This window comes from Labrys sedimenti (genome assembly GCF_034424805.1).
GTDB classification, from domain to species: Bacteria; Pseudomonadota; Alphaproteobacteria; order Rhizobiales; family Labraceae; genus Labrys; species Labrys sedimenti.
The window spans coordinates 307,661-330,206 of record NZ_JAXOUF010000005.1; the positions used below are offsets into that span (position 1 = coordinate 307,661).

18 protein-coding genes are annotated in these 22,546 nt (G+C 63.7%); 6 read left to right on the forward strand and 12 right to left on the reverse strand.

The window, feature by feature from the left end:
- Nucleotides 1-8: 8 nt before the first annotated feature.
- The 3 genes from U1R88_RS18445 to U1R88_RS18455 are packed head-to-tail and all read right to left on the reverse strand — an operon-like array spanning nucleotide 9 to nucleotide 3,324.
- A complete protein-coding gene (locus U1R88_RS18445) occupies nucleotides 9-872 on the reverse strand; it encodes a glycosyltransferase family 2 protein (RefSeq protein WP_322432553.1) in 864 nt (287 codons plus the stop codon).
- Nucleotides 873-887: 15 nt separating this feature from the next.
- A complete protein-coding gene (locus U1R88_RS18450) occupies nucleotides 888-1,829 on the reverse strand; it encodes a glycosyltransferase family 2 protein (RefSeq protein ID WP_322432554.1) in 942 nt (313 codons plus the stop codon).
- A 4-nt stretch (nucleotides 1,830-1,833) separates the two neighbouring features.
- A complete protein-coding gene (locus U1R88_RS18455) occupies nucleotides 1,834-3,324 on the reverse strand; it encodes an oligosaccharide flippase family protein (protein WP_322432555.1) in 1,491 nt (496 codons plus the stop codon).
- Nucleotides 3,325-3,817: 493 nt separating this feature from the next.
- Between U1R88_RS18455 and U1R88_RS18460 the strand changes: the two genes are divergently transcribed.
- The gene (locus U1R88_RS18460; RefSeq protein WP_322432556.1) at nucleotides 3,818-4,684 is read left to right on the forward strand and encodes a glycoside hydrolase family 16 protein; all 867 of its coding nucleotides are present in this window, start codon (nucleotides 3,818-3,820) and stop codon (nucleotides 4,682-4,684) included.
- Between the two features lie 17 nt (nucleotides 4,685-4,701).
- Here U1R88_RS18460 and U1R88_RS18465 read toward each other — a convergent pair whose 3' ends face one another.
- Nucleotides 4,702-6,129 carry a hypothetical protein gene (locus tag U1R88_RS18465; RefSeq protein ID WP_322432557.1) on the reverse strand — a complete coding sequence of 476 codons (1,428 nt, stop codon included), beginning with the start codon at nucleotides 6,127-6,129 and terminating at the stop codon, nucleotides 4,702-4,704.
- A gap of 405 nt (nucleotides 6,130-6,534) precedes the next feature.
- Nucleotides 6,535-6,798 (reverse strand): hypothetical protein, encoded by a 264-nt coding sequence (locus U1R88_RS18470; protein ID WP_322432558.1) that lies wholly within the window; start codon nucleotides 6,796-6,798, stop codon nucleotides 6,535-6,537.
- Here U1R88_RS18470 and U1R88_RS18475 point away from each other — a divergent pair.
- Complete coding sequence (locus U1R88_RS18475; RefSeq protein ID WP_322432559.1) at nucleotides 6,778-7,806, forward strand: glycosyltransferase family 4 protein; 1,029 nt, start codon at nucleotides 6,778-6,780, stop codon at nucleotides 7,804-7,806. The two genes, U1R88_RS18470 and U1R88_RS18475, sit on opposite strands and share 21 nt — an antisense overlap.
- On the opposite strand, the gene U1R88_RS18480 is transcribed toward U1R88_RS18475, so the two are convergent.
- On the reverse strand, nucleotides 7,773-8,591 hold the full coding sequence (locus U1R88_RS18480) for an APH(3'') family aminoglycoside O-phosphotransferase (protein ID WP_322432560.1): 819 nt from the start codon (nucleotides 8,589-8,591) through the stop codon (nucleotides 7,773-7,775). The genes U1R88_RS18475 and U1R88_RS18480 overlap by 34 nt on opposite strands.
- 353 nt (nucleotides 8,592-8,944) lie before the next feature.
- On the opposite strand from U1R88_RS18480, the gene dapF reads away from it, so the two are divergent.
- The 3 genes from dapF to U1R88_RS18495 all read left to right on the forward strand — a co-directional run bounded on the left by dapF (nucleotide 8,945) and on the right by U1R88_RS18495 (nucleotide 12,272).
- Nucleotides 8,945-9,823 (forward strand): diaminopimelate epimerase, encoded by an 879-nt coding sequence (dapF, locus tag U1R88_RS18485; protein WP_322432561.1) that lies wholly within the window; start codon nucleotides 8,945-8,947, stop codon nucleotides 9,821-9,823.
- Nucleotides 9,820-11,058 carry a tRNA (N(6)-L-threonylcarbamoyladenosine(37)-C(2))-methylthiotransferase MtaB gene (gene mtaB / locus U1R88_RS18490; protein ID WP_322432562.1) on the forward strand — a complete coding sequence of 413 codons (1,239 nt, stop codon included), beginning with the start codon at nucleotides 9,820-9,822 and terminating at the stop codon, nucleotides 11,056-11,058. The genes dapF and mtaB overlap by 4 nt, the downstream gene beginning before the upstream one ends.
- Nucleotides 11,059-11,456: 398 nt before the next feature.
- Nucleotides 11,457-12,272, forward strand: coding sequence for a DUF3108 domain-containing protein (locus tag U1R88_RS18495; protein WP_322432563.1), 816 nt, complete (start codon nucleotides 11,457-11,459; stop codon nucleotides 12,270-12,272).
- Nucleotides 12,273-12,842: 570 nt separating this feature from the next.
- Here U1R88_RS18495 and xth read toward each other — a convergent pair.
- From xth to mnmE, 6 genes are all read right to left on the reverse strand, one after another.
- A complete protein-coding gene (gene xth, locus U1R88_RS18500) occupies nucleotides 12,843-13,664 on the reverse strand; it encodes an exodeoxyribonuclease III (RefSeq protein ID WP_068283418.1) in 822 nt (273 codons plus the stop codon).
- A gap of 264 nt (nucleotides 13,665-13,928) precedes the next feature.
- Nucleotides 13,929-14,807: a ParB/RepB/Spo0J family partition protein gene (locus U1R88_RS18505; protein WP_322432564.1), complete on the reverse strand. Its 879-nt coding sequence runs from the start codon at nucleotides 14,805-14,807 to the stop codon at nucleotides 13,929-13,931.
- A 9-nt stretch (nucleotides 14,808-14,816) separates the two neighbouring features.
- Nucleotides 14,817-15,614: a ParA family protein gene (locus U1R88_RS18510; RefSeq protein WP_322432565.1), complete on the reverse strand. Its 798-nt coding sequence runs from the start codon at nucleotides 15,612-15,614 to the stop codon at nucleotides 14,817-14,819.
- Between the two features lie 41 nt (nucleotides 15,615-15,655).
- The gene (rsmG, locus tag U1R88_RS18515) at nucleotides 15,656-16,306 is read right to left on the reverse strand and encodes a 16S rRNA (guanine(527)-N(7))-methyltransferase RsmG (RefSeq protein ID WP_322432566.1); all 651 of its coding nucleotides are present in this window, start codon (nucleotides 16,304-16,306) and stop codon (nucleotides 15,656-15,658) included.
- A gap of 341 nt (nucleotides 16,307-16,647) precedes the next feature.
- On the reverse strand, nucleotides 16,648-18,516 hold the full coding sequence (mnmG, locus tag U1R88_RS18520; RefSeq protein ID WP_322432607.1) for a tRNA uridine-5-carboxymethylaminomethyl(34) synthesis enzyme MnmG: 1,869 nt from the start codon (nucleotides 18,514-18,516) through the stop codon (nucleotides 16,648-16,650).
- Between the two features lie 245 nt (nucleotides 18,517-18,761).
- Nucleotides 18,762-20,084 (reverse strand): tRNA uridine-5-carboxymethylaminomethyl(34) synthesis GTPase MnmE, encoded by a 1,323-nt coding sequence (gene mnmE, locus U1R88_RS18525; protein WP_322432567.1) that lies wholly within the window; start codon nucleotides 20,082-20,084, stop codon nucleotides 18,762-18,764.
- 109 nt (nucleotides 20,085-20,193) lie between these two features.
- Between mnmE and U1R88_RS18530 the strand changes: the two genes are divergently transcribed.
- Nucleotides 20,194-22,215 (forward strand): thioredoxin domain-containing protein, encoded by a 2,022-nt coding sequence (locus tag U1R88_RS18530; RefSeq protein WP_322432568.1) that lies wholly within the window; start codon nucleotides 20,194-20,196, stop codon nucleotides 22,213-22,215.
- Nucleotides 22,216-22,546: the final 331 nt, after the last annotated feature.

Here is a 22,546-nt window from a genome sequence, read left to right on the forward strand (position 1 = left end):
TAAGGGCGTCAGGCCGCCCGGCGGCCGTCGCGATAGCCCTCGAGCCGGCCCTTCAGCGTGTTGAGGTAGTAGATCGCCCGGCCGCGCTGGCCACGTGCCCGGCTGAGGACATAGCCCCCGAAGGAGCGCAGCATGTAATTGAAGGAATAGAGCGTGCCCATGCGATGCTTGGCCAGGACATAGCCCATGCCGCGGCCGTAGCCGCGTGCCTTCTGCTGCATGCGGACATCCATCATGTCGATGCGGATCTCGGGATGATGGCCATAGATGGCGTCGTCATAATAGGAGCGATAGCCGCGCTCCAGCATGCGCAGCACGATGTCGGGCGCCTCGCAGGCCTGCCAGGGCGAGGTGGCGCCGACACCGACATCCTCGTCATAGCCGCCGACGGCCTCGAAAACATCGCGCCGGCAGAAGGATACCCATTCGATCAGTGTGTCGAAGACATCGCGGGCGCCGGTCCAGCGTGCCCCCTCGGCAAAGCGGCCATTGATCGAGCGCCCCGTCTCATCGGCGGCCCGGCCGTTGACGATGTCGGCTCCCGTTTCCGCGAAGGTCTTCAGCACCTTTTCCAGCAGCCAGGACGGGTAGGTGCAATCATCATCCGGAAAGCCGAGAAGCTCGCCCTCGGCGACCTTGGCGCCATTGTTGCGGGCCCGGCTTGCACCCGGCACGCCGGGCGTACGCAGATGGCGGATCGGGAAGGCGCGCATCTTGCGCGCCAGCACCTCGGTAACCCGCTCGTCGCGATTCTGGTCGACGATGATCACCTCGAAATCCTTGAAAGTCTGGGTTTCCAGGCTGTCGAGCATCAATGCGATCTCCTCGGAGCGTCCGAGCGTCGCCATCACCAGTGAAAAATGTACGGCCATCGTCTGCGCCTTGACCTACAATTTGAGAATCCGCGCAGGATCGAGTTGCCCCCGTACCAGATCCCACAGAGCTAGAAGATTGCCGGCGAGCCGTCCGCGCCGGTCGGTCCAAGGCTCCGGAAAGGCGCTCTTGACCAGATTGGAAGCCAGGTTCTCCACACTGCCCTCCAGCACGCCGCGCAGGCTCATATTGCCCTTGCGCATGATATAGACGCGGTTGGCGATCTGCGAATAGCCGAGCCGCCGGCCGGGACTGCGGCCGCCTGACTTGGTGCCCAGATGCACGCCGCGCAGGCGCCCGCTCTTGACGATCCGGCCGAAAGGCGCGAGCTGCCGGGAGAAATCGACATCCTCGAGCCAAGCATAGAGCGGCAGCTTCTCGTCGAAGGCAAGGCCGTGCCGGCGTACCGGCTCGAGCCGCACCGCCATGTTGCAGCCATAGCCGTTATAGACAGGCTCCAGCGTGTCCGCCGCGCGATTGGGGCCGGCCGCCGCCAGCCTGTCGAGGCCCTCGCGCATGCCGAGTCCCGCTCCCGGGGCGCCATCGGCGAGCACCGTCCCGGTGACCATCACCATATCGGGATTTTCGACAAACAGCCTGACGGTCTCGGCCAGGAAATCGGGCGCGGGCAGGAAGTCGTCGTCAAAGAACATCACGATGTCCGCATCGGTGGCGGCCATCAGGGCATTGCGCTGATGCGGCAGGCCGACCGGGCCCGCGATCATCTTCAGGCCCGGAACGAGCTGGCGGAGGGCGGCCTCGTCGGCATCGGCGGGCTTGGCCGGGCAGATCAGGAAATCGTCGGGCCGGCGCTCCTGGCCCATCATTACCCGCACGGTCTCGGTCAGCACATCCCGTCGGCCCGCCGTCGCGATTGCGACGGCAATCCGCATGTTTTCATGCGCCTTCACGCCGATCTCTCCATGATGCAGGTCTTCCTTGCCATCGCCACGCATGTCGTCAGGTCCTGAACCGAAACCGTGCCCGCGACATGATCTGGTCGACCAGGCCGGTCAGCCCGAGCGCATCGCCGAACCAGCGCGACATCAGATAGACACTGCCGACATAGGTCACGAGATAGACCGCGCCGGCAGCGCCAATCCTGACCAGATTCATGACGATATCGGTACTGTCTTGAAACAGGGTCGAGACATAGACCAGGAAAAGCGCACTGATCACCAAGGCTGCGCAAGGCCCGACAAAGGCGGCAAGCTGGGCACGATAGCCCAACCCGATCATCGATTTCACCGCCATCATGGTCGAGACCAGCACCGCAAGCGTAGCAAGCCCCTTGGCTGCAATCGCTCCCATAACGCCGAAGCACAGGATACCGGCGATGGTGAGCGGCACGCGTACGGCAAACTCGATCAGGTTCCTGAAGGTGATCTGCCGCGACTTGTTGAGACTGACGGCCAGCGGCGCCATCGGCAGCGCCGGAATTGAGCCGATGCAGGCCAGGGCTATGCCGGTAAGGATAGGGGCGGCCTCGGCCCATTGCGGGCCGAGAAAGACATGAATCAGGTGCTCGGCCATGATGGCGCCGAAGCAAAGGATCGGCGCCATCAGCAGGAAGATGCCGACGCTGGCTTTGAGATAGCTGTTCCGAAGGCCGCCATTCTGATGCGCATTGACGAAGGCCACGTTCAACGGCGTCCCGAGCGGGGCGGCCAGGACCTGGAACGGCAGCGAGGAAAGATCGTTGGCCATCACATAACGCCCGAAGGCGGCGGGCGGAATGAAACGGGGTAGAATGAAGCGGTCCGCCTGCCAGTTGATGGCCGACAGGATCTGCGACATCAGGTTCCAGGTCAGGATGTCGGCAAAGACCGGCCAGGCCTTCAGCGTCAGGCGCGGGCGCATCGGCGCGAGCCAATAGGAGCCGACCAGGGCGACGAAGGCGACCAGAATGGTTCCGAGCGCGATCGACCAGTAGCTCCGCGTCAGAATCGCCACGATGATCGCGGTGGTCACGGCAATGGTCTTGCTGGTGATGTCGAGCCCTGCCTGGCGGCGGAAATCCATGCGCCGGTTGAATTCCACCAGCATGGGACTGACGCAGCCGCGCATGGCGGGCGCCAGCGCCAGGCTCATCACCAGCGGCACCAGCCGGGGCTCGCCATAGAAGATCGAGATGGGCCAGGCGCAGAGAATGAAGAAGCCGGCGATAATCAGCCCGCGCAGGGCGCCCAGCGTGAAAGCGGTGTTGTAGACCTCCGCGGTCGGCTCGGGAACGCGCAGCATGGCTGCGCCGAGCGGCAGTTCCATCACGGCCTCGACGATGAAGATCAAGGTCATCGCCATCGCGACCAGGCCGAAATCGCTGGGCCCGAGGAAACGGGCCAGCACGATCAGGGCGACGAAATCCACCGACTTGCCAGCAAGCCGCGCTCCGGCCGTCCAGGCACCGGCCTTGGCCGTCTGTTTCGAAAGTGCGCCGATTTCAGCCCTCATGGCGGCACAGGCTCCCCTCTGCCTGCCCTCTTAGGGACCAAGCAGTTTCGAAGCCGGCGCCGGAAGCTCCGCGCTGCCATTGGGGAGATACGATCAGGATCATCATCGAGGTTGAATTGTATGGAACGTGGATATCACGGCGCGACGACCGGAGCCTTTCATCAGCGAACAAAAATCTCGACCCGGGGTTCGTCCCCCAGACCGGCTATCAAAACAAGTCGTGGCTTATCCGGCCGCGGATGACCGCCGATGATGACGGCTGCTACCAGCGATGGCTATTTTATGCAAAGGCCTCGCAGCCTGACAGCTATCCATTCGAAGGATCGCCAAAAGGGAACCACTCCCCCTTTTGGGAGGTGGTCCGCGTCGCACCCTCTGGGCTATCCTCAGGCAGCTCGGCAAAGACCTGGCGGCTCCCAATCATCACACATCAGCAGCCCGTTGCAACGCTCCGTCGATGGAGCACCCGCGAGCCTGAAAGGAATTCGTACCCATGAGTCCCATCACCCGGCGCCTGTTCCTGGCCCTTCCCGCCCTGGGCCTGTCCGCCGCTCCGGCATGGGGGCAGGCCGCACCGGATCTCAGCGGCTACAAGCTCATCTTCAGGGACGAGTTCGACGGCACCGAACTCGACCGCGACAAATGGCACATCGGCACCAATCCCAAGGGCGAGCAGTGGGGTTCCGACAGCTATTTCGTCACCGCCAGCCAGGCGGATGCCGAGCTCTTCGGCCAGGTCTACCGGGTCGCGGACGGCAAGCTGCGGATCCGGGCCAACCACAAGGCCGACTTTGCCGATCCCACCGGCTGGAAGCGCAAATGGTATTCCGGCATGATCAGCACGGCCTTTCCCAACGGCAAGCCGCCGAGCGCAGCCTTTCGGCGCGGCTATGTCGAGGTCCGCCAGAAGTTCCCGGCCGGAAAGGGCGTGTGGCCGGCCAATTGGGCCCTCAACCTGAAATCGCAGACCCCTGAGGGCGATCCGCTCGGTTCCATCGAGATCGACGGGCTGGAAGCCTATGGCGTCGACATGACCATCTTCCACACCATCGTCCACAATTGGGGGAACAAGACCTCTTCCCCCGCCATGTCGCAAAAGCTCCCCGACCTGACCGCCGATTTCCATACCTATGGCTATCTGGTGGGCGACAACGAGGTTTCCGCTTTTCTCGACGGCAAGCTCGTCCACACGGTTTCACTGTTGCGGGCCGATAGCGTCGACCGCTTCTTCTGGATGTTCAACCTGGCCATGGGCGGCGGCTGGCCGATCACCGTTCCCGAAAACGGCCATTACGACATGCTGATCGATTATGTCCGCATCTATTCCAAGGATCCTGACGCGGTTGCCATCAATCCATGATTTCTAACCGATGACTTCTAACCCATGACCTCGGCTCTGGCCGGCCTGATGGCCTCCGCCGCCTGCTTTCTGGCCCCCGAATCGAGGTCGCAGGTAGCGCAGGCAATGCCGGCCAGCATGTAGAAGGGCAGGCCGAGATCGATCAGGGTACCCGAGATCGTCGCCATGATCAGACCCACGAGACAGCCGATCCGCAGGGCGGCGCGCAGCTGGATCGTGGCCCAATCGAGGGGGCGGATAGCGGGCTTGAACAGCACCATCAGGATGAAGATCCCGTAAGTGAGCGCGCCGATGGCACCGAGATTGGCCAGAACCGCCAGCGGGAAGCTCGAGGCGCGCACCGTGCCAATGCCGGCTCCCAGCCCATAGGTCGCGAAGAATGTCTCGAGCGCCGTCTGGTTCCACATGCCGCGCTCCGCCGCCGACTGGCTCGTTCCCTTGTTCAGGACGAAGTCCTGTATCATGCCGTAGATCGTTTCTGCCAAGGCGGGAGTGAGCAGCACGGCTGCGACGATCACGGCAAGCAGCAGGGGCGCAAAAGCGAGATAGGCATAGACGCTGCGCGGCAGGGGCCCTCCCCGCACGAGCCGCAGCAAGGACTCCGCATAGAGGATCGCCAGCACCACCGGCAAGGCAACATAGCCGCTGGTGGAAGTGCAGAAGATCACCAGGAGCAAGTTGATCAGCGCCAGCCAGAATGTGAGCTGAGGGCGGATATTGCCGAGCCAGAGCCGGAGAGCAAAACTGCCGGCCCACATCGACGACGAGGCGAAGGCGGCCGCCTCGGTGAAGGAGCCATTGATGCGCTTGAGCCCGTTGACCACGGTATCGTCATGCATCGTGTAGGTGGTGTTGCGCATGAAATCGAGCAGGAAGGCGGTTCCCGTCCAGAAGGTGGCGAGATCGACGGCCGCGAAGAAAATATTGAGGGCGCAATAGGCCACCACGGCATTGGTGACAGCCTCCAGGCCTTCCCTGGTCCGGGCAACGATGTAGCAGATCAGAAAGCAGACGATGTCGCCGATGAAATAGACGCTCTGCGTCAGATTGCCGGTGGTGGGAGAAAGCGGCACCAGAATGGGCGCAGAGCCACCGTCGGAGGTGGCACCGATGGCGGCGACATAGGAGGCCCCGGCGAAGAAGCGCGGCAGGATGAAGGCCCCGACGATGCCGACAGCCGCCGTCGCAACGAACCAGAATCCCTCGCGCGGAAAGGTGAGGCGTGCCGTGACGACCGACCAGGTGCCCGGGCGCGTCAGGACGGATGCCGCCGTGAAGCCCAGCAGCAGATGGGCCGGCTGGATGGTGGTGCCCGCCAGGATCAACGCGGCGGAAGAACCAAAGATCATGCATGGGATGAGCACGGAGACGCCGAAGATCGGCCCGCGCCTCAAAGCCAGGACTCCAAGCAGAATGAAGAAGACGCCGATGGGTTCCAAACTCACGCCAGGCCCTTTCTGTCTGCCCATGGCAGGGTACGTTCCAGCAGAAACGCCCGCTCCAATCCTTGCTTCGGCCCGGCCTCGCAGCGTTCGAAAGCAGTTCGAACCGCGGAACGCCAGTTTTCCGTTTCAGGAAAGATATTCCCGAATGGCCCCGCTCACGCAAAAATGCCCGCGCGGGTTCCGCCGTCGGGACAGTATCACATCATGGCGCACGACGATTCCAGTTCGAACGCCTCCGAAGCATGGCAGCCGCCGCAGCGATACCGGCCTGGCAGGATCGGTGTCCAGCGGGCTTTTCTAGACAATGGCACACGCAGCCGACAGATATCCATTCGGCGGATATCAATGAGAAGGAGCCCCATCCCTTTAGCCAAGTGGCCTGCGCCGGGCTTTTGTGGATTATGCTCAAATCGTCTTGGCCATGATGCCGCCGGTTTCGAATGTCGAAGCTTGGCGGAAGGACCTTGCCACGGCGGTCAGCCCCGGCGATGCAACCACACCATGGCGACGAGCCTTCGCAAGCCGCATCGACAAGAAACTGTTTGGCGTTTTCCTTTCCGACGAGAGCTGGCTTTGCGCATCCTGCATGTCTTGAATCATACACGCCGCCTCAACGGTCATGTGCACCTCACCATCGATCTCGCCTGCATGCAGGCGCAACTCGGTCATGAGGTGGCCATTGCCAGCGGCGATGGTGACTTCGACGCCTTGCTGGCGGCCCATGGCGTTGAGATCATCCGGATCGACCAGCGCCAGAAGCCCCTGGTGGCGCTGCGCGCGGTCGCCGCGCTCACCCGGCTGCTGCGTTCGCGCCGTTTCGATATCGCGCATGCTCATATGATGACGAGCGCGGTGCTGTGCTGGCCGGCCTGCAAGGCGGCGGGCGTGCCGCTGGTCACCACCGTTCACAACGAGTTCGCGCGCAGCGCCGTCGCCATGGGCGTGGGCCGGCGGGTGATCGCCGTGAGCGACGCCGTCGCCCGCTCGATGGCCAAGCGCGGCATCCCGGCTTCCCGCATCCGCACCGTGCTGAACGGGAATATCGGCTCGCCGCGCCTCTCGGCGCCGGCCGGCCCGCCTGCGGCTCTGGGCACGCCCTCGCTTCTCTATGTCGGCGGCCTGCATCCGCGCAAGGGGGCGCCCGTCCTGCTGCGGGCCTTCGAGCGGATCGCCAGGGAAGTTTCCGGGGCCTCGCTGCATTTCGTCGGCGACGGCCCGCACCGCGCCGAATACGAGGCCATGGCCGCGGCCATGCCATGCGCGGCGGCGATCACCTTTCACGGTGGCTGGGACGACCCGCGGCCTTTCTTCAGGGGAGCGGATGTCTTCGTGCTGCCCTCCCTGGCCGAACCGGCGGGGCTGGTGCTCTCCGAGGCCAGCGAGGCGGGCTGCGCCATCGTCGCTTCCGATGTCGGTGGCGTGCCGGAGATGCTGGATGGCGGCAAGGCCGGCTTGCTGGTGCCGCCTGATGATCCTGCCCGCCTGGCCGAGGCCCTGGTCTCCCTGCTCACCACCCCCGGTGCCCTGGAGGATGGCAAGAGCCGCGCACGCGCGAATGCCGAGCGCATGACCCTGGACCGCGTGGTCGAGGAGACCTTTGCGGTCTATCGCGAATGCCTGCCGGCTTCGGCCCCAGGCGGGTCTCAGCCCCAGGTCAGCGGGTCGAGGCCTAGATAGAAGGCGAGCCGCTCCCTGTCCGGCCGCTGCAGCCCGAGCACCTCGAACAGGCTGGTGAAGGCCGCTTCAGCCTGCTCCGGTCCAGACCAGCTCTCGCCGGCATTGGCCAGCATCAGCGCAAGATCGGCATAGCGGTCCGCCGTGCCGAGGCGGCCGAGATCGATCATGCCGGTGCAGCGCAGCGTGGCGGGATCGACCATGAAATTGGGCATGCAGGCATCGCCATGGCAGACGACGCGATCCCCGGCTTCTTCCGCCAAGCGCTGTTCGCGCTGTGCCTCGAGCGCACGAAGGAGGCCGGCCGGATTCGCCTCCCGCTGCTCGGGCGGCAGGAAATCCGGATTGACGGCGCCGCGTGACACCACGTCAGTCGCGCGTGCAAGCATGGTCGACAGGCCGCGTTCGAACGGGCACTCCTCGATCGCCAGCGCGTGCAGCGCGCCGATCCGCGCCGCGATCGACGGCCAGGCCTGCAATAGCTGATCGCCGTCGAGGTCGCTCGCCGGTACGCCGGCTATGGCACTGGTGACCAGGCAGGCGCCCTCCTCCCCCGCACGCCAATCGAGCACCTCGGGTGAACCGAGCTTGAAGCGGCTCAGCCATTCGACCCGCCGGCATTCTCCCTCCAGGGCCATGGCGCCCCTGCCCCGTGATAGTTTGGCAAAGGCCGGGCCATCGCTGCGCCGATAGACGCTGTCGCCCGATTCGCCATGGCCGACCACCAGCCATTCTTTTCCCGATGGCAAGGCTGGCAGCAAGCTCTGGATATTGGCGGCCGAAGGCATGGCGAATCGCTCCGAATTGGGAGCCGTGACCATAGTGCAGAATAATACCAAGTCCCGGGAACGATGTGCATCGGCCGATCTTTCGCGCCCTGGCATGAGGCGGCGGCCGGAACGCGGAGTGTCGACCTCTGGTCGACATCTTCTTTCCGAGTTTTCAAGAATGTCGATCTGGAGATCGGCACTCCAATCCCGCACTATCCCTGCAAAGCTAGCGCCTATGCCTGTCCCCTCCCCGGCACCGGAGCGGCCGATCCTGCGTCTCGAGCTCGGGCATGCCACCGGCTGAGCGGCACCCCATTGGTTCGCAGGGGCTTTTGCCCTATATCAAGGGCCTTCAATCACTCGGAAGCACCATGTCTGGCCTCGCCAACCGCCCCTATCTGAAGATGAACGGCATCGGCAACGAGATCGTCGTGCTCGATCTCACCGACGGGTCGCATGTCGTCACGCCGGCGGAAGCCCGGGCCATCGCGGCACATGAGCCGTTCGATCAGCTGATGGTGCTCTATCCGCCGCAGCAGGCGGGAACAGACGCCTTCATGCGCATCTTCAACGGTGACGGTTCCCAGTCCGGCGCCTGCGGCAACGGCACGCGCTGCGTATCCTGGTATCTGATGCCGGTGCTCGGCAAGGACCGCCTGGTGCTGCAGACGCCGACCAGCCTGGTCGAGGCCCGGCGCGCCGGTGCGGATTTCACCGTCGACAATTTCACCGTCGATATGGGCCCGCCCGCCCTGGACTGGCAGGCGATTCCCCTGGCCCGGGACGCCGGCGATACCAGGGCGATCGACTATGCCTATGGCCCGGCCGGGGCTGTCGTCCTGCAATCGCCGAGCGTGGTGAGCATGGGCAATCCCCATGCGGTGTTCTGGATCGACCGGGACCCCGCCGAGATCGACCTCGCGGCCATCGGCCCGGCCATCGAGCACGATCCCCTGTTTCCCGAGCGGGTGAATGTCTCAATCGCCCAGGTTCGCGATAGCAGCCATATCGCACTGCGCGTGTGGGAGCGCGGCGCCGGCCTCACCCGCGCCTGCGGTTCGGCCGCCTGCGCCACCGGCGTGGCTGCGGCGCGGCTTGGCCTCACCGGGCGCGAGACGCGCATCAGCCTGCCGGGCGGAGACCTCCGGATCGAATGGCGCGAGACCGATGGTCACGTGCTGATGACCGGCGCGGCGGAACTCGAGCATGAGGGTCGCTTTGCGGCCTCCTGGTTCGCCGACGCGGCATGACCGAGATCGTCACCTTCGGCTGCCGCCTCAACATTCACGAATCCGAGGCGATGAAGACCGTCATCGGCTCGCGTAACGATTTGACCGTGGTCAATTCCTGCGCGGTGACGGCCGAGGCGGCGCGCCAGGCCAGACAGGCCATCCGCCGGCTCAAGCGCGACAATCCGGAGCGGCGGATCGCCGTCACCGGCTGTGCGGCGCAGACGGATGCAGACCGCTTCACCGCCATGCCGGAAGTCGATTTCGTGGTCGGCAATGCAGAGAAGCTGAAAGCCCGCACCTGGGCCTCGCTGAGCGAGACTTCGGGCAAGCTCGTGACCTCTGACATCATGGCGGCCAAAGACATCGCCTTGCCCGAGATCGAGCGTTTCGAGGGCCGGGCACGCGGCTTCGTGCAGATCCAGAACGGCTGCGACCACCGTTGCACCTTCTGCATCATTCCCTTTGGCCGTGGCAATTCGCGTTCCCTGCCCCCGCAGACGGTGATCGCGCAGATCCGCCGGCTGGTCGAGGCCGGCTACAAGGAGATCGTGCTGACCGGGGTCGACCTCACCAGCTATGGCCCCGACCTGGTCGATCCCCTGCCCTTGGGCACCCTGGTACGGGGCATTCTGCGCGAGGTGCCGGAGCTGCCGCGCCTGCGCCTGTCTTCCATCGATTCGATCGAAGCCGACGCCGATCTGATGCGGGCCCTGGCCGAGGATGACAGGCTGATGCCGCATCTGCACCTGTCGCTGCAGGCCGGCGACGACCTCATTCTCAAGCGCATGAAGCGCCGCCATCTGCGCCAGGATGCGGTCCGCTTCTGCGCCGAGGCCCGGCGCCTCCGGCCCGACATCGTGTTCGGGGCCGATTTGATCGCCGGTTTCCCCACCGAGGACGAGACGATGTTCAACCGCTCGCTCGATCTAATCGAGGAGTGCGGCATCACCTATCTGCATGCCTTTCCCTTCTCGCCGCGGCCCGGCACGCCTGCGGCGCGCATGCCCCCCGTCGACGGCGCGGAGGTTAAGCGGCGCGCCGCCCGCCTGCGGGAGGCCGGCGACCGGGCGATGGCACGCTTTCTTGCCAGCGAAACCGGCGAGACCCGCGAGATCCTGATGGAGCGCGGCGGCATCGGCCGCACCGCGCAATTCGCGGCCGTGCGGCCCGACAAGCCGGCGGCCCCGGGCAGCTTCCTGCGTGTGCGGATCGACGGCCGGCAAGGCCGGGAACTGACGGCGACGGCTCTGTAGGCGGCGCCAGCCGGCGTTTCACAAAAGCGCGCACGCCTCGGCGGCATGGTTGCATGGCGCGATGTGCGCATTCTGGAACCGGCAGGACTGCGGGAAAGAGGCGGCCCGGATGACCGCGCTCCCCGTGACACAATTGCGCCACGTCTGATTCATCGGCCATTCAGCCTGGAGACGCCAAGATAGCTCCGACAGTACCGGCATCGGCAAGCTTTACGTAACGTTTACCTTGTTAGAATGTGCCTGAGAGACTCTATGCGCATGATGGACTCGCCGACCAGAGCCTCCTGCCGAAAAGCGGACGCCTTTTTCGGCGAGAATGACGCGACGACAATAACCTATGGCGTCGGGCCCGAACCCGAATTCGGATTCGATGCCGTAAGCGGCCCCCGGAGACCGGCGTGACGATTTCGCATTTCTTTCGATCGGCGCTCGGCGCCAGCCTTTTCATCGCTACCGGCCTGGCGCCTTCCCTGGCAGCTGCTGCCAGCGCCAAGACAGCGATAAACTACGGTGTCACCCTTGCCGGCTTTCCCATCGGCACGGCAAACATCGCCATCAATCTGAGCGATGGCGGCCCCTACAAGATCGACGCCTCCGCCAAGGTGGGCGGTCTGATCCGGCTGATCAGCGACGGGCGTGGCTCGGCGTCCTCATCGGGCAAACTCGGCTCCAGCCAAGTCCGGCCAACGGCCTATACCCTCACCTCGGTGGCGGGCAAGAAGCCGCAATCCGTGCAGATGGCTCTCGCAGGCGGCAATGTCACCGCCCTGCAGCTGCAGCCCGACCTGCCGCCGCGCAAGGATCGCGTACCGCTCACGGATGCCGACAAGCATGGCGTGATCGATCCGCTTTCGGCCGTGCTGGTACCCGTCACCGGCAGCGCGACCCTTGGCGCCTCGGCCTGCCGACGCTCGCTTCCGGTGTTCGACGGGGCGCAGCGTTTCGACATCAGGCTGTCCTATGCCCGCACGGAGCAGGTGAGCGGCAAGGGATATGCCGGCCCCGCCATCGTCTGCTCGGCACGCTATGTGCCGATTGCCGGACACCGGCCTTCGCGCTCTCAGACCAAGTTCATGGTCGATAATCGCGACATCGAGCTATGGCTGGCGCCGATCGGCGAGACCCATGTGCTCGCTCCGTTCAAGATCATTATCGGTACCCAGATCGGGCGTCTGACCCTGACCGCCTCCCGCTTTGGCGGCGACGCTGAGTGAACCCGATGCGGCTGTCCCGAAACGGGACGCCGGGGGTTAAGCCCGTGCAGCCCGATTTCGTCGCAATTGACTTCCATCCCTTGCCAGGGGTGGAACAGGGTTGTCTTTAGCCAACTATTGATTGGCTTGTTCAACCCGATGAGAAGCCGGCCGCCTGTTTTACCGGTAGGGTCTCATCGGCGCGATCCGTGCGGAGCTACGATGAGAATGGCCAGCTGACGCATTCCGAACCTATCGCCTCCTCCCGCCTCAATCGACACCGATCGACCGTGGAAACATCGAGAAAGCCTCGGATCTTTCCGATTCGTCGGTGATTCGTTCGGGGTTCGGCTACATTCTCCGCCACGATTAACAGCTGCCGGCCGCCATTAAATTGCCGGCTTAGCTTTCCGTCAACCATATCCCGACAAGAAACGTCGACAAAGGCCAAGCCAGCGACTTGGCGAGCGAGTCCTAGACCAACCTGCAAGCACTACGGTCCAGGATGGCGAGCCATCGAAACGGGTTTTCCCGGTAAGAGCGGGCGTCCTCGCCCGCTCCTGCGCGCCAGGGCGTTTCGCCCAAATGTTGTCAGTCGATCTCGAAGACACCGGTGACGGGCACGTGATCGGAGGGCTTTTCCCAGCCACGGGCTTCGCTGAGAATCTCGATCGACCGGGCCGTGCCGGTCAGGCTCGGGCTCGCCCAGATATGATCGAGCCGCCGGCCGCGGTTGGAGGCGATCCAGTCGGCAGCGCGATAGCTCCACCACGTATAGAGTTTGGCCGGCTCGGGCGTGAATTCGCGCATCAGGTCGATCCAGCCTCCGACGGCAATCATCGCCTTCATCGCCTCGGTTTCCACCGGCGTATGCGAGACGACATCGAGCAGCTGCTTATGGCTCCAGACATCATGCTCGAAGGGCGCGATGTTGAGGTCTCCCACCAGCAAGGCCCGGCCATTGGCTTGCGGAAAATCGCCGGCAAACCAGGCATGCATCTCCGCGAGAAAATCGAGCTTGTGGCCAAACTTCGGATTGAGCTCGCGATCGGGAATATCCCCGCCCGCCGGCACGTAGAAATTGTGAACGGTGAGCGGCTGCTTCAGGCCGGCTTCTGCCCCGAGCCGGATCGAGATATGGCGGGCGTCGCCCTTCTGGCAGAATTCGCGCTTGTCGACCGTCTCGAAAGGCAGGCGCGAGAAGATCGCTACGCCGTGATAGCCCTTCTGCCCATTGAAGGCGATGTGCTCGAAGCCCAGCTTACGTACATCGTTGAGAGGAAACTTGCCGTCCTCGACCTTGGTTTCCTGCAGACACAGAATGTCCGGGTTCTTCTCCCTCACGAGCCGCTCCACCAATCCCATACGCAGGCGGACCGAATTGATATTCCAGGTGGTGAGGGTGATCTGCATGGAAAAGATACTCGGGTGAGGGGGTCCCCACGCCTTGCGTGGGGTGGTCCTGGTCGAAGATCCCGGTTCGGGCAACCAACGCCTACAGGTGGGAGCCGAATGATCCTGCCCGCCAACTCTGCCGGGCCACGCTATCGGCCCGGCGGCCATCGGGGAAAGATCGGAAGACGGTGCCCCGATCCGATTCAGGGATCCGAACGGATGCCGAACTTTCTCGCTACGGCGGCACTGTTCCGAAAGGAGGAGGTCACTGTCGGCGCGAAACTAGCCACGCAAGCGGCGGCAGAGATCGTCGAGCTGCTCAAGCGATTTGTAGCGAATCTTCAGCTCGCCACCATCGCCGCGATGATCGAGCACGACCTTGAGACCGAGCACGTCGGAGATGGTCCGCTCCAGGGCAATCGTATCGGGATCCTTCTCGACGCGGCTGCGCGCCCGCAGGGTCTTGCCGGCACTTTGCGACTGATCCTGTACGATGCTCTCAGCGTCGCGCACCGACATATTCTCATCGATGATCAGCCGGGCCACGCTTTCGGGATCGGAAACCGACAGGAGGGCGCGCGCATGCCCAGCCGTCAGCTTGCCGCTCACCACATTGACTTTGATCGCATCGGGAAGCTTGAGCAGGCGCAGCGTGTTCGCCACATGGCTACGGCTCTTGCCGATGACCTTGGCAAGATCGTTCTGAGAATAGGAGAATTCCTCGATCAGGCGGTCATAGCCGATCGCTTCTTCGATCGCGTTGAGGTCGGCTCGCTGGACATTCTCGATGATGGCGAGTTCGAGCGCTTCCTTGTCGGAGGCTTCGACGATCGTTACGGGTACATCATGAAGCTCGGCCCGCTGCGCGGCGCGCCAGCGCCGCTCGCCAGCGATGATCTCGTAGGCATCCATGCTGCCCGCAACAGCACGGACCAGGATCGGCTGGATGATGCCCTTCTCACGAACCGAATTTGCGAGATCCTCGAGTTCTTCCTCGCTAAAATTCTGACGGGGATTCTTCGGGTTAGGCCGCAAGAAACCCGTGGGCACCCGACGCTGGCCGCGCGCCCGTTCGATCGCCGCGCCTTCGTCGCCCGCATCCCCGATCAGGGCTGCCAGGCCGCGTCCCAGCCTCGGGCGCATCTTGTCATCAGAAGTCATGGTCGATCCTTACGCAGCACGTAACAATTTCTCGCGCTGAATCACTTCGGAGGCGAGACGAACATAGGCCTGGCTACCCGGGCATTTGAGATCATACAGCAGGGACGGCTTACCATAGGACGGGGCTTCCGACACGCGAACATTGCGCGGGATCACCGTCTGATAGACCTTCTCGCCCAGGAAATCGCGAACATCCGCCATGACCTGCCCGGAAAGATTGTTGCGGGCGTCATACATGGTCAGCACCACACCATGAATGCTGAGATGTGGATTGAGCGAATTACGCACCTGCTCCACCGTGCGCAGGAGTTGCGACAAGCCTTCCAGAGCGAAGAACTCGCATTGCAGGGGCACCAGCACGGCATCGGCAGCTGCCATGGCATTCACGGTGAGAAGATTGAGCGAGGGCGGGCAATCCACCAGGACATAGGAGCAGGGGAAATCGGTCGATGAAGTCAGCGCATGGATGGCCTTGCGCAGGCGGAATGCGCGGTCCCGTTCACTCGCAATTTCAAGTTCGACACCGAGCAGATCCATATTGGACGGCGCAATATGCAGCCGCGGCACGACCGTCTCGACGATTGCCGCGCGCAGATCGCAATCCCCCACCATCACGTCATAGGTGGTCCGCACGCGCTGCTTCATGCCGATTCCGAGGCCGGTTGAAGCGTTGCCCTGGGGATCGAGATCGATGATCAGCACGTCCTCGCCGATCGCGGCAAGCGCGGTGCCGAGATTGATGGCCGTCGTGGTCTTGCCGACCCCACCCTTTTGATTGGCAATAGTGAGAATACGCGGCAACGTCATGGCACCTATCTTTCCTGCAGCACGAAGCGTGGAAACGGCATCTAAATGTCACCCGCCAGGCGCTTTGTCGCGGCTTTGATCGAAACAATCTGCCCGGTCGAGTCAGTAAGGCTCGGTATCAATTCTGCTCGGATATTCCAATATTTAGTTGCTTGGGTCAATTCCTGCCCTACATCTTGGCCCTTGAGAAACAGCGCGCGGGCTCCCGTTTTCAACAGCTCCGCACTGTAGTCGAGCAATTCGGGCAGCGACGCCAAGGCGCGGGCCGTGATCAGATCCACCGGACTTTGCCAGTTCGAGACAAAATCCTCTATCCGAACCGCATGCACCGTCGCTGGCGCGCCGGTTATACGCGCCACCTCACGCAAGAAAGAAGCCTTGCGACCATTCGACTCGACCAGATGCACCTGAAATCCCGGCACACTCTTGTTGGCGATCGCCAGGACCATGCCGGGAAAGCCGGCGCCACTGCCGAAATCGACAATCGTCCTGGCATCCCCAAGCAGGGGAAGCAATTGTGCGCTATCGGCAATATGGCGAGTCCAGGCCTGGGAGAGGGTGGACGGAGCCACCAGGTTCTTGATCTTTTGCCAGCGCTGCAGGAGCTCGACATACAGGTCTAAGTCTCCAACTGTTTCACGTGAAACAGGGAGGGATCGCAGCGCTTCCTGGCGGTCAATATCGAGTGTCATGGCGGGACCATGGCTGATCCCACTCGCGGTGGCAAGCGAGACCTGAGGTAATCCAATGCTGCGGCCGACCGGCCTCATGAACCGGCGTAGGCTATTTTTATCGGGCGTACGGCATAGCCTGAATCTGGTTCACTTAGCTGTCTGCCGGTTTGCTCGGCCTTGTCATCATCGGCTCAATCCGGTGATCCAACCAAAATCTCCGCGTCGTGCTGGCGGCTTCTAAATAAGCAGACATTTCCTTCCTTGAAAGACCTGCATTGGGCTTAGCCTGCGGCTGTTGGTCATGCGACATGCATACCGTTTCGCGGTTCTGGAAAAGATTCGATACGAGTCCGAATCGATCAGAGAGCGGCCCTTGCCTGTTTGCGCTTGCGGAGGGCCGCAAGCAGAAGGGTGGTTGCCGCCGGCGTGATGCCATCAATCCGGCTCGCCTGGCCAATGGTACGCGGCCGCACGCTGGCGAATTTCTGCCGGGTCTCATTGGAGAAGCCCACTACGGCCTGGAAGTCAAAATCACCAGGTATTTCAATATCTTCGTCACGACGAAAGGCAGCCACATCCGCCTTCTGCCGCTCCAGATAGACGGCATACTTCGCCTCGATCTCGACCTGCTCGAGCACGGCACCCTCGAATCCCGCGGCTTCCGGCCACAGACGGGCAAGATCGGTGAAAGCCACATTGGGATAGGCAAGGAGATCGAAAGCGGAGCGCCTGACGCCGTCACGATTGATATGAATGCCAGCCACCTCCGCCTGGTTGGGCGTCACCGAAACGGATCGGCTCCAGGCAAGGGCCGTTTCGAAGGCCGCCTGCTTGGTCTTCCAGGCCCGTTCCCTGACAGCACCGACCAGACCAAGCGCGAGGCCGCGATCGGTCAGGCGCCGATCGGCATTGTCGGCTCGCAGGGTCAGGCGATATTCGGCACGCGAGGTGAACATGCGATAGGGCTCGCTGACGCCGCGGGTGACGAGGTCATCGATCATCACGCCGATATAGGATTCGTCGCGGCGGAAACTAACGCCTTCGGCGCCACCCGCCCGGTGCGCCGCATTGAGTCCGGCGACCAGGCCCTGCGCGCCCGCCTCCTCATAGCCGGTGGTGCCGTTGATCTGGCCGGCCAGGAACAGTCCGCGCACCCGCCGTGCCTCGAGCGTGGCATCGAGCTCGCGAGGGTCGATATGGTCATATTCGATGGCATAGCCGGGCCGGATCATCCGGACCTTCTCGAGGCCTGGAATGGTCGCGAGCATGGCCTGCTGCACATCCTCAGGCAGGGAGGTCGAGATGCCATTGGGATAGACCGTATGGTCGTTCAGGCCTTCCGGTTCCAGGAAGATCTGGTGGCCGTCCCGCTCGCCGAAGCGCACTACCTTGTCCTCGATCGACGGGCAATAGCGCGGACCCCGGCTCTCGATCTGCCCTGAATAGATCGGTGCGCGGTGGATATTGTCCTGGATGACCTTGTGGGTCTGTGGCGTGGTACGAGTGATGCCGCAGGAAACCTGCGGATTGGGCAGATGCGTCGTCAGTGTCGAGAACGGCTCCGGCGGCTCGTCGCCGGGCTGCATCTCGAGCGAGGCCCAGTCGATGGTTCGGCCGTCGAGACGCGCCGGCGTACCCGTCTTCAGTCGCCCCAACTCGAAACCGATGCGGGCGAGGGTTCGGGAAAGACCGAGGGCAGGGGCTTCACCGACGCGGCCGGCCGCAATCCTGGTATCGCCGATATGGATGATGCCGCTCAGAAAGGTTCCGGTGGTCAGGACAACCGATCCGCATCCGAATCGATCACCCTTCGTGGTCGATACGGCCCGGACCGCGCCATCCACGATCTCGATATCGTCCACCTCGGCTTCGACCACGGTCAGATTGGCCTGCTCGGCAATCGCCGTCTGCATGGCAGCGGCATAGAGCGCACGATCGGCCTGCGCCCGCGGTCCGCGCACGGCGGGGCCCTTGCGACGGTTGAGCACGCGGAACTGAATGCCACCCTGATCGGCGACCCGCCCCATCAAACCATCGAGCGCGTCTATCTCGCGCACTAGATGTCCCTTGCCGAGCCCACCGATCGCCGGATTGCAGGACATGGTGCCGATCGTCTCGGCCCGATGGGTAATGAGAGCCGTCCGGGCGCCAAGCCGCGCGGCGGCTGCCGCCGCCTCACAGCCAGCATGGCCCCCACCCACCACGATCACATCGAATTGCCGGTTCATCATCGAATCCATTCGCCCGCCATTCGCGGCCTCGAACGCCCATCCGTCATGGCGGACGCCACCGGACGTTCCAGGGGTTCAGCGCCTGCATCGTCCGGCTGCGCTCACGGTGATGGCGCAAAATATCCGTGTTTCGGCTGCAGCTCTTACGCTGAAGCGGCCTCCGCGTCAAAACCAGCGTGTGGCCGAGAGCTGGAGGAGTGGTTCCAGCCAGTCACGCTGGCGTTTCCAATGCTTCGTTCCGCTCACTTGCCGATGCAGAACTCGCGAAAGATCACATCATAGATCTCGTCGATATCGACCCTGCCGGTCAGCCGGCCGATGGCCCTCACGGCCAGGCGCAAATCCTCGGCGACGAATTCCACCAGCGTCGTCTCATCCGCCGCCTGCACCGTCGCCAGATGGGCCTTCACGATCTCGAGCTCCCGACGATGGCGCTCCCGCGTCACCAGGGCTGTCTCACCGCTCTCTAGGGCTGTTCTCGCCGCCTGCTCGAGCCGCTCCAGCAAGGCCGGCATGCCGGCACCGCTGCGAGCCGATAGGCCGAGCTCGAAGCCCACAGGCAGAGTCTGCGGCAAGGCAGCCTGGCCGTCGTCCTGCTTGGTGAAAACGCGCAGGAGAGGAACGGGCAGATCGGGTGGGTCGGCGCGGGCATCGCCGGCCTCCAGCCAGATTACCAGATCCGCACGGTCCAGGCTTGCCCGCGCCCGTTCTACGCCGATCGCCTCGACGACATCCACTGTATCGCGCAAGCCGGCAGTGTCGATCAGGGTTACCGGATAGCCGCCCAGATCGAGATGCACCTCCAGCGTATCGCGAGTGGTGCCGGCAACGGGGGAGACGATGGCGACATCGCGCCGGGCCAGGGCATTGAGCAGCGTCGACTTGCCGGCATTGGGCGGGCCCGCAATCACCATCACCGCGCCCTCGCGCAACCGCTCGCCGCTGCGTGCGCCTCGCAAGGCCGCTTCGATCTCCGCCAGCAAGACTTCGGCGCCCGAGCGGACCGACTGGAACAGGGCAGGGACATCATCCTCGTCGGGAAAGTCGATCTCGGCTTCCATAAGGGCCAGCAGACCGGCAAGACGCTGGCGCCAGGCCGTAGCCGCACGCTCCAGCGCACCGCCCGCCTGCCGCAGCGCCTGCCGCCTTTGGCTGCCGGTCTCCGCCTCGACCAGGCTGGCGATACCCTCCGCCGAGGTCAAATCCATCCGGCCATTGGCGACGGCCCGTCGGGTGAACTCTCCCCGTTCGGCCAGACGAAAGCCCGGCAGGCCGGCGATAGCGGCGATCACGCCAGAAATGATGGCGCGACCGCCATGCACCTGCAATTCGGCGACATCTTCGCCTGTGAAGCTGGCTGGACCCGGAAAGAACAGCACCAGCGCCTCGTCGAGCACCTCGCCGCCTTCAGGATCCTTCAGACGCCGCAAGGCGGCGCGGCGCGGCGGCGGCACGCTCCCGGCAATCGTTTCCAGTCCGAATCGAACCGAGGGACCCGATAGCCGGATCACGGCAACGCCGGCACGGCCGACACCCGAGGCGAGTGCGACGATGGTCTCAGCCATGCGCGAGCACTCCACCCGCTCCGGCAGATCCTGCCCTTGATGACGCCGAGGTGCTTTCACTTCCCGGCCGGCGACCCCATACTCTCTTCTTGAAAGAGAGGCTGCCATCATGTCCACCGCGCTGCAAAACAACCTCGCTCATGAAACCAGCCCCTATCTGATCCAGCACGCCGACAATCCCGTGCATTGGCAACCCTGGGGCGAAGAGGCTCTGGCGCTCGCCCGGGCCCAGAACAAACCGATCCTGCTCTCCGTCGGCTACGCCGCCTGTCATTGGTGCCATGTCATGGCGCATGAGAGCTTCGAAAATCCCGACATTGCCGCCGTCATGAACGAGCTTTTCATCAACATCAAGGTGGATCGCGAGGAGCGGCCTGATATCGACCAGATCTATATGACCGCACTTCACGCTCTCGGCGAGCAGGGCGGCTGGCCGCTCACCATGTTCCTTACGCCTGGAGGCGAGCCCTTCTGGGGCGGTACTTACTATCCGCCCGAATCGCGCTATGGCCGCCCCGGCTTCGTCGACGTGCTCCAGGCCATCGCCAAGGCCTACCATACCGATTTCGAGCGGGTCGGCCGCAATCGCCAGGCGTTGCTCGGCGCACTCAACCGCATTCCCCAGCGTGGCGATCGCACCTTCGGCGCCGACGGCGTCGCCCAGGCGATCCGTGCCCTGGCCGGCATCACCGATCCGGTCAATGGCGGCACCAAGGGAGCGCCGAAATTTCCGAATGCCTCCTATCTCGAATTGCTGTGGCGCGGTGGACCGGGCAGCGAAGCCCGCAAGCTGATGCTGCTGACGCTGGAGCGCATCTGCCAGGGCGGCATCCGCGATCATGTCGGAGGCGGTTTTGCGCGCTACAGCGTCGATGAACAGTGGCTGGTGCCGCATTTCGAGAAGATGCTCTACGACAATGCCCAATTGCTCGAATTGCTGGCGCTGGCCTGGCTGGAGACCAGGCGCGATCTCTATCGGCAGGCGGCCGTCGAGGTGGTCGAATGGCTGCGACGCGAAATGATGGCGGGAGATGGCCACGCATTCGCCGCCTCCCTCGATGCCGATTCGGAGGGGCATGAGGGCCGTTTCTATGTCTGGAGGCCGCATGAACTCGTCGAGATCCTCGGTGTGGATGATGCCGAATTCGTGGCCCACAGCTTCGATATCGCCGACGGGGGCAATTGGGAAGGTCAATCCATTCCCAACCGTCTCGGCAGGAACGACCTCGAATCGGCTATCGAGATCGGCTGGCAGGATCTCAGACCCAGGCTGATCGCCGAGCGAGCCAAGCGTGTTGCCCCAGCTCGGGACGACAAGGTCTTGGCCGACTGGAACGGCCTCGCCATTGCCGCGCTTGCCCGCGCCTCCAGCGTATTTGGCAAGCCGGATTGGCGCGATCTCGCCCAAGCAGCCTTTCATTTCGTTGCCGAATCCATGGCCGACGGGGCGCGGCTTGGCCACTCCTGGCGCGCGGGCCGGTTGTTGAAGCCCGGCCTGGCCACCGATCTCGCGGCGATGATCCGTGCCGCGCTCGCCCTGCACGAAGCCAATGCGGGCGAGAACTATCTCGACCAAGCCATCGGCTGGGCCGAGGCGATCGAGCGCGATTACGCCGATGCCGAGGGCGGCGGCTATTTCCTCACGGCTGAGGACGCCGCCGCCTTGATCACCCGCCCACGCTCCACGCTCGATGATGCCGTTCCCAATGCCAACGGCATCATGGCGGATAATCTCGTCCGCCTTGCCGCCCTGACCGGCGACGAGCGCTGGCTTCAGCGTGCAGACGCGTTGCTGACAGCACTCTCCCCCGCGATGGCCGGCAATGTCTTCGGACATGCTTCCCTGCTCAATGCCCTCGACCTGAGGCTTCACGGCCTGGAGATTATCGTGATCGGCAAGGGAGCAGCAGCCGAACAGCTATATCGCGCCGCTCTCGATCAACCCTTTCCATCCAGAATCGTTTTCAGAGCCGAAAGCCTCGACGACTTGCCTGAAGGCCATGCGGCTCGCAACGCCAGTATCGGCAGCGACCCCGCGGCTTTCGTCTGCTCTGGACAGCGCTGCTCTCTTCCCGCCGGAGATACAGACGGCCTGGTCGCGACTATCGGATCCATGCGGGCACCCGGATGATGCCAGGTCAGGCCTTCCTGCGGAGGCGGCCCTGTTTCACGTGAATCACCGCATGCCTTGTTTCACGTGAATCAGCTCGGAACTCCTTCGATTGACCGAGACAGGCGCCTGATCCGTCATCGCAGGACATGGGCCTTGCCGCCAGCATGCCAGAGCGGACATGGGAATGGATCCCCGGTTCGGAAGCTAGCGACGACAAGGCTCGTTCAAGCCCGCATTGCTGCCGGAATGCGCTGCATTGGGTGCGAGGGTGATTCACGTGAAACAGGGTTAATTCCGTCCAGCGGCTTCTGCCGTCACTCGGCAGGCTGCCTCCGAGCAGAACACGTCG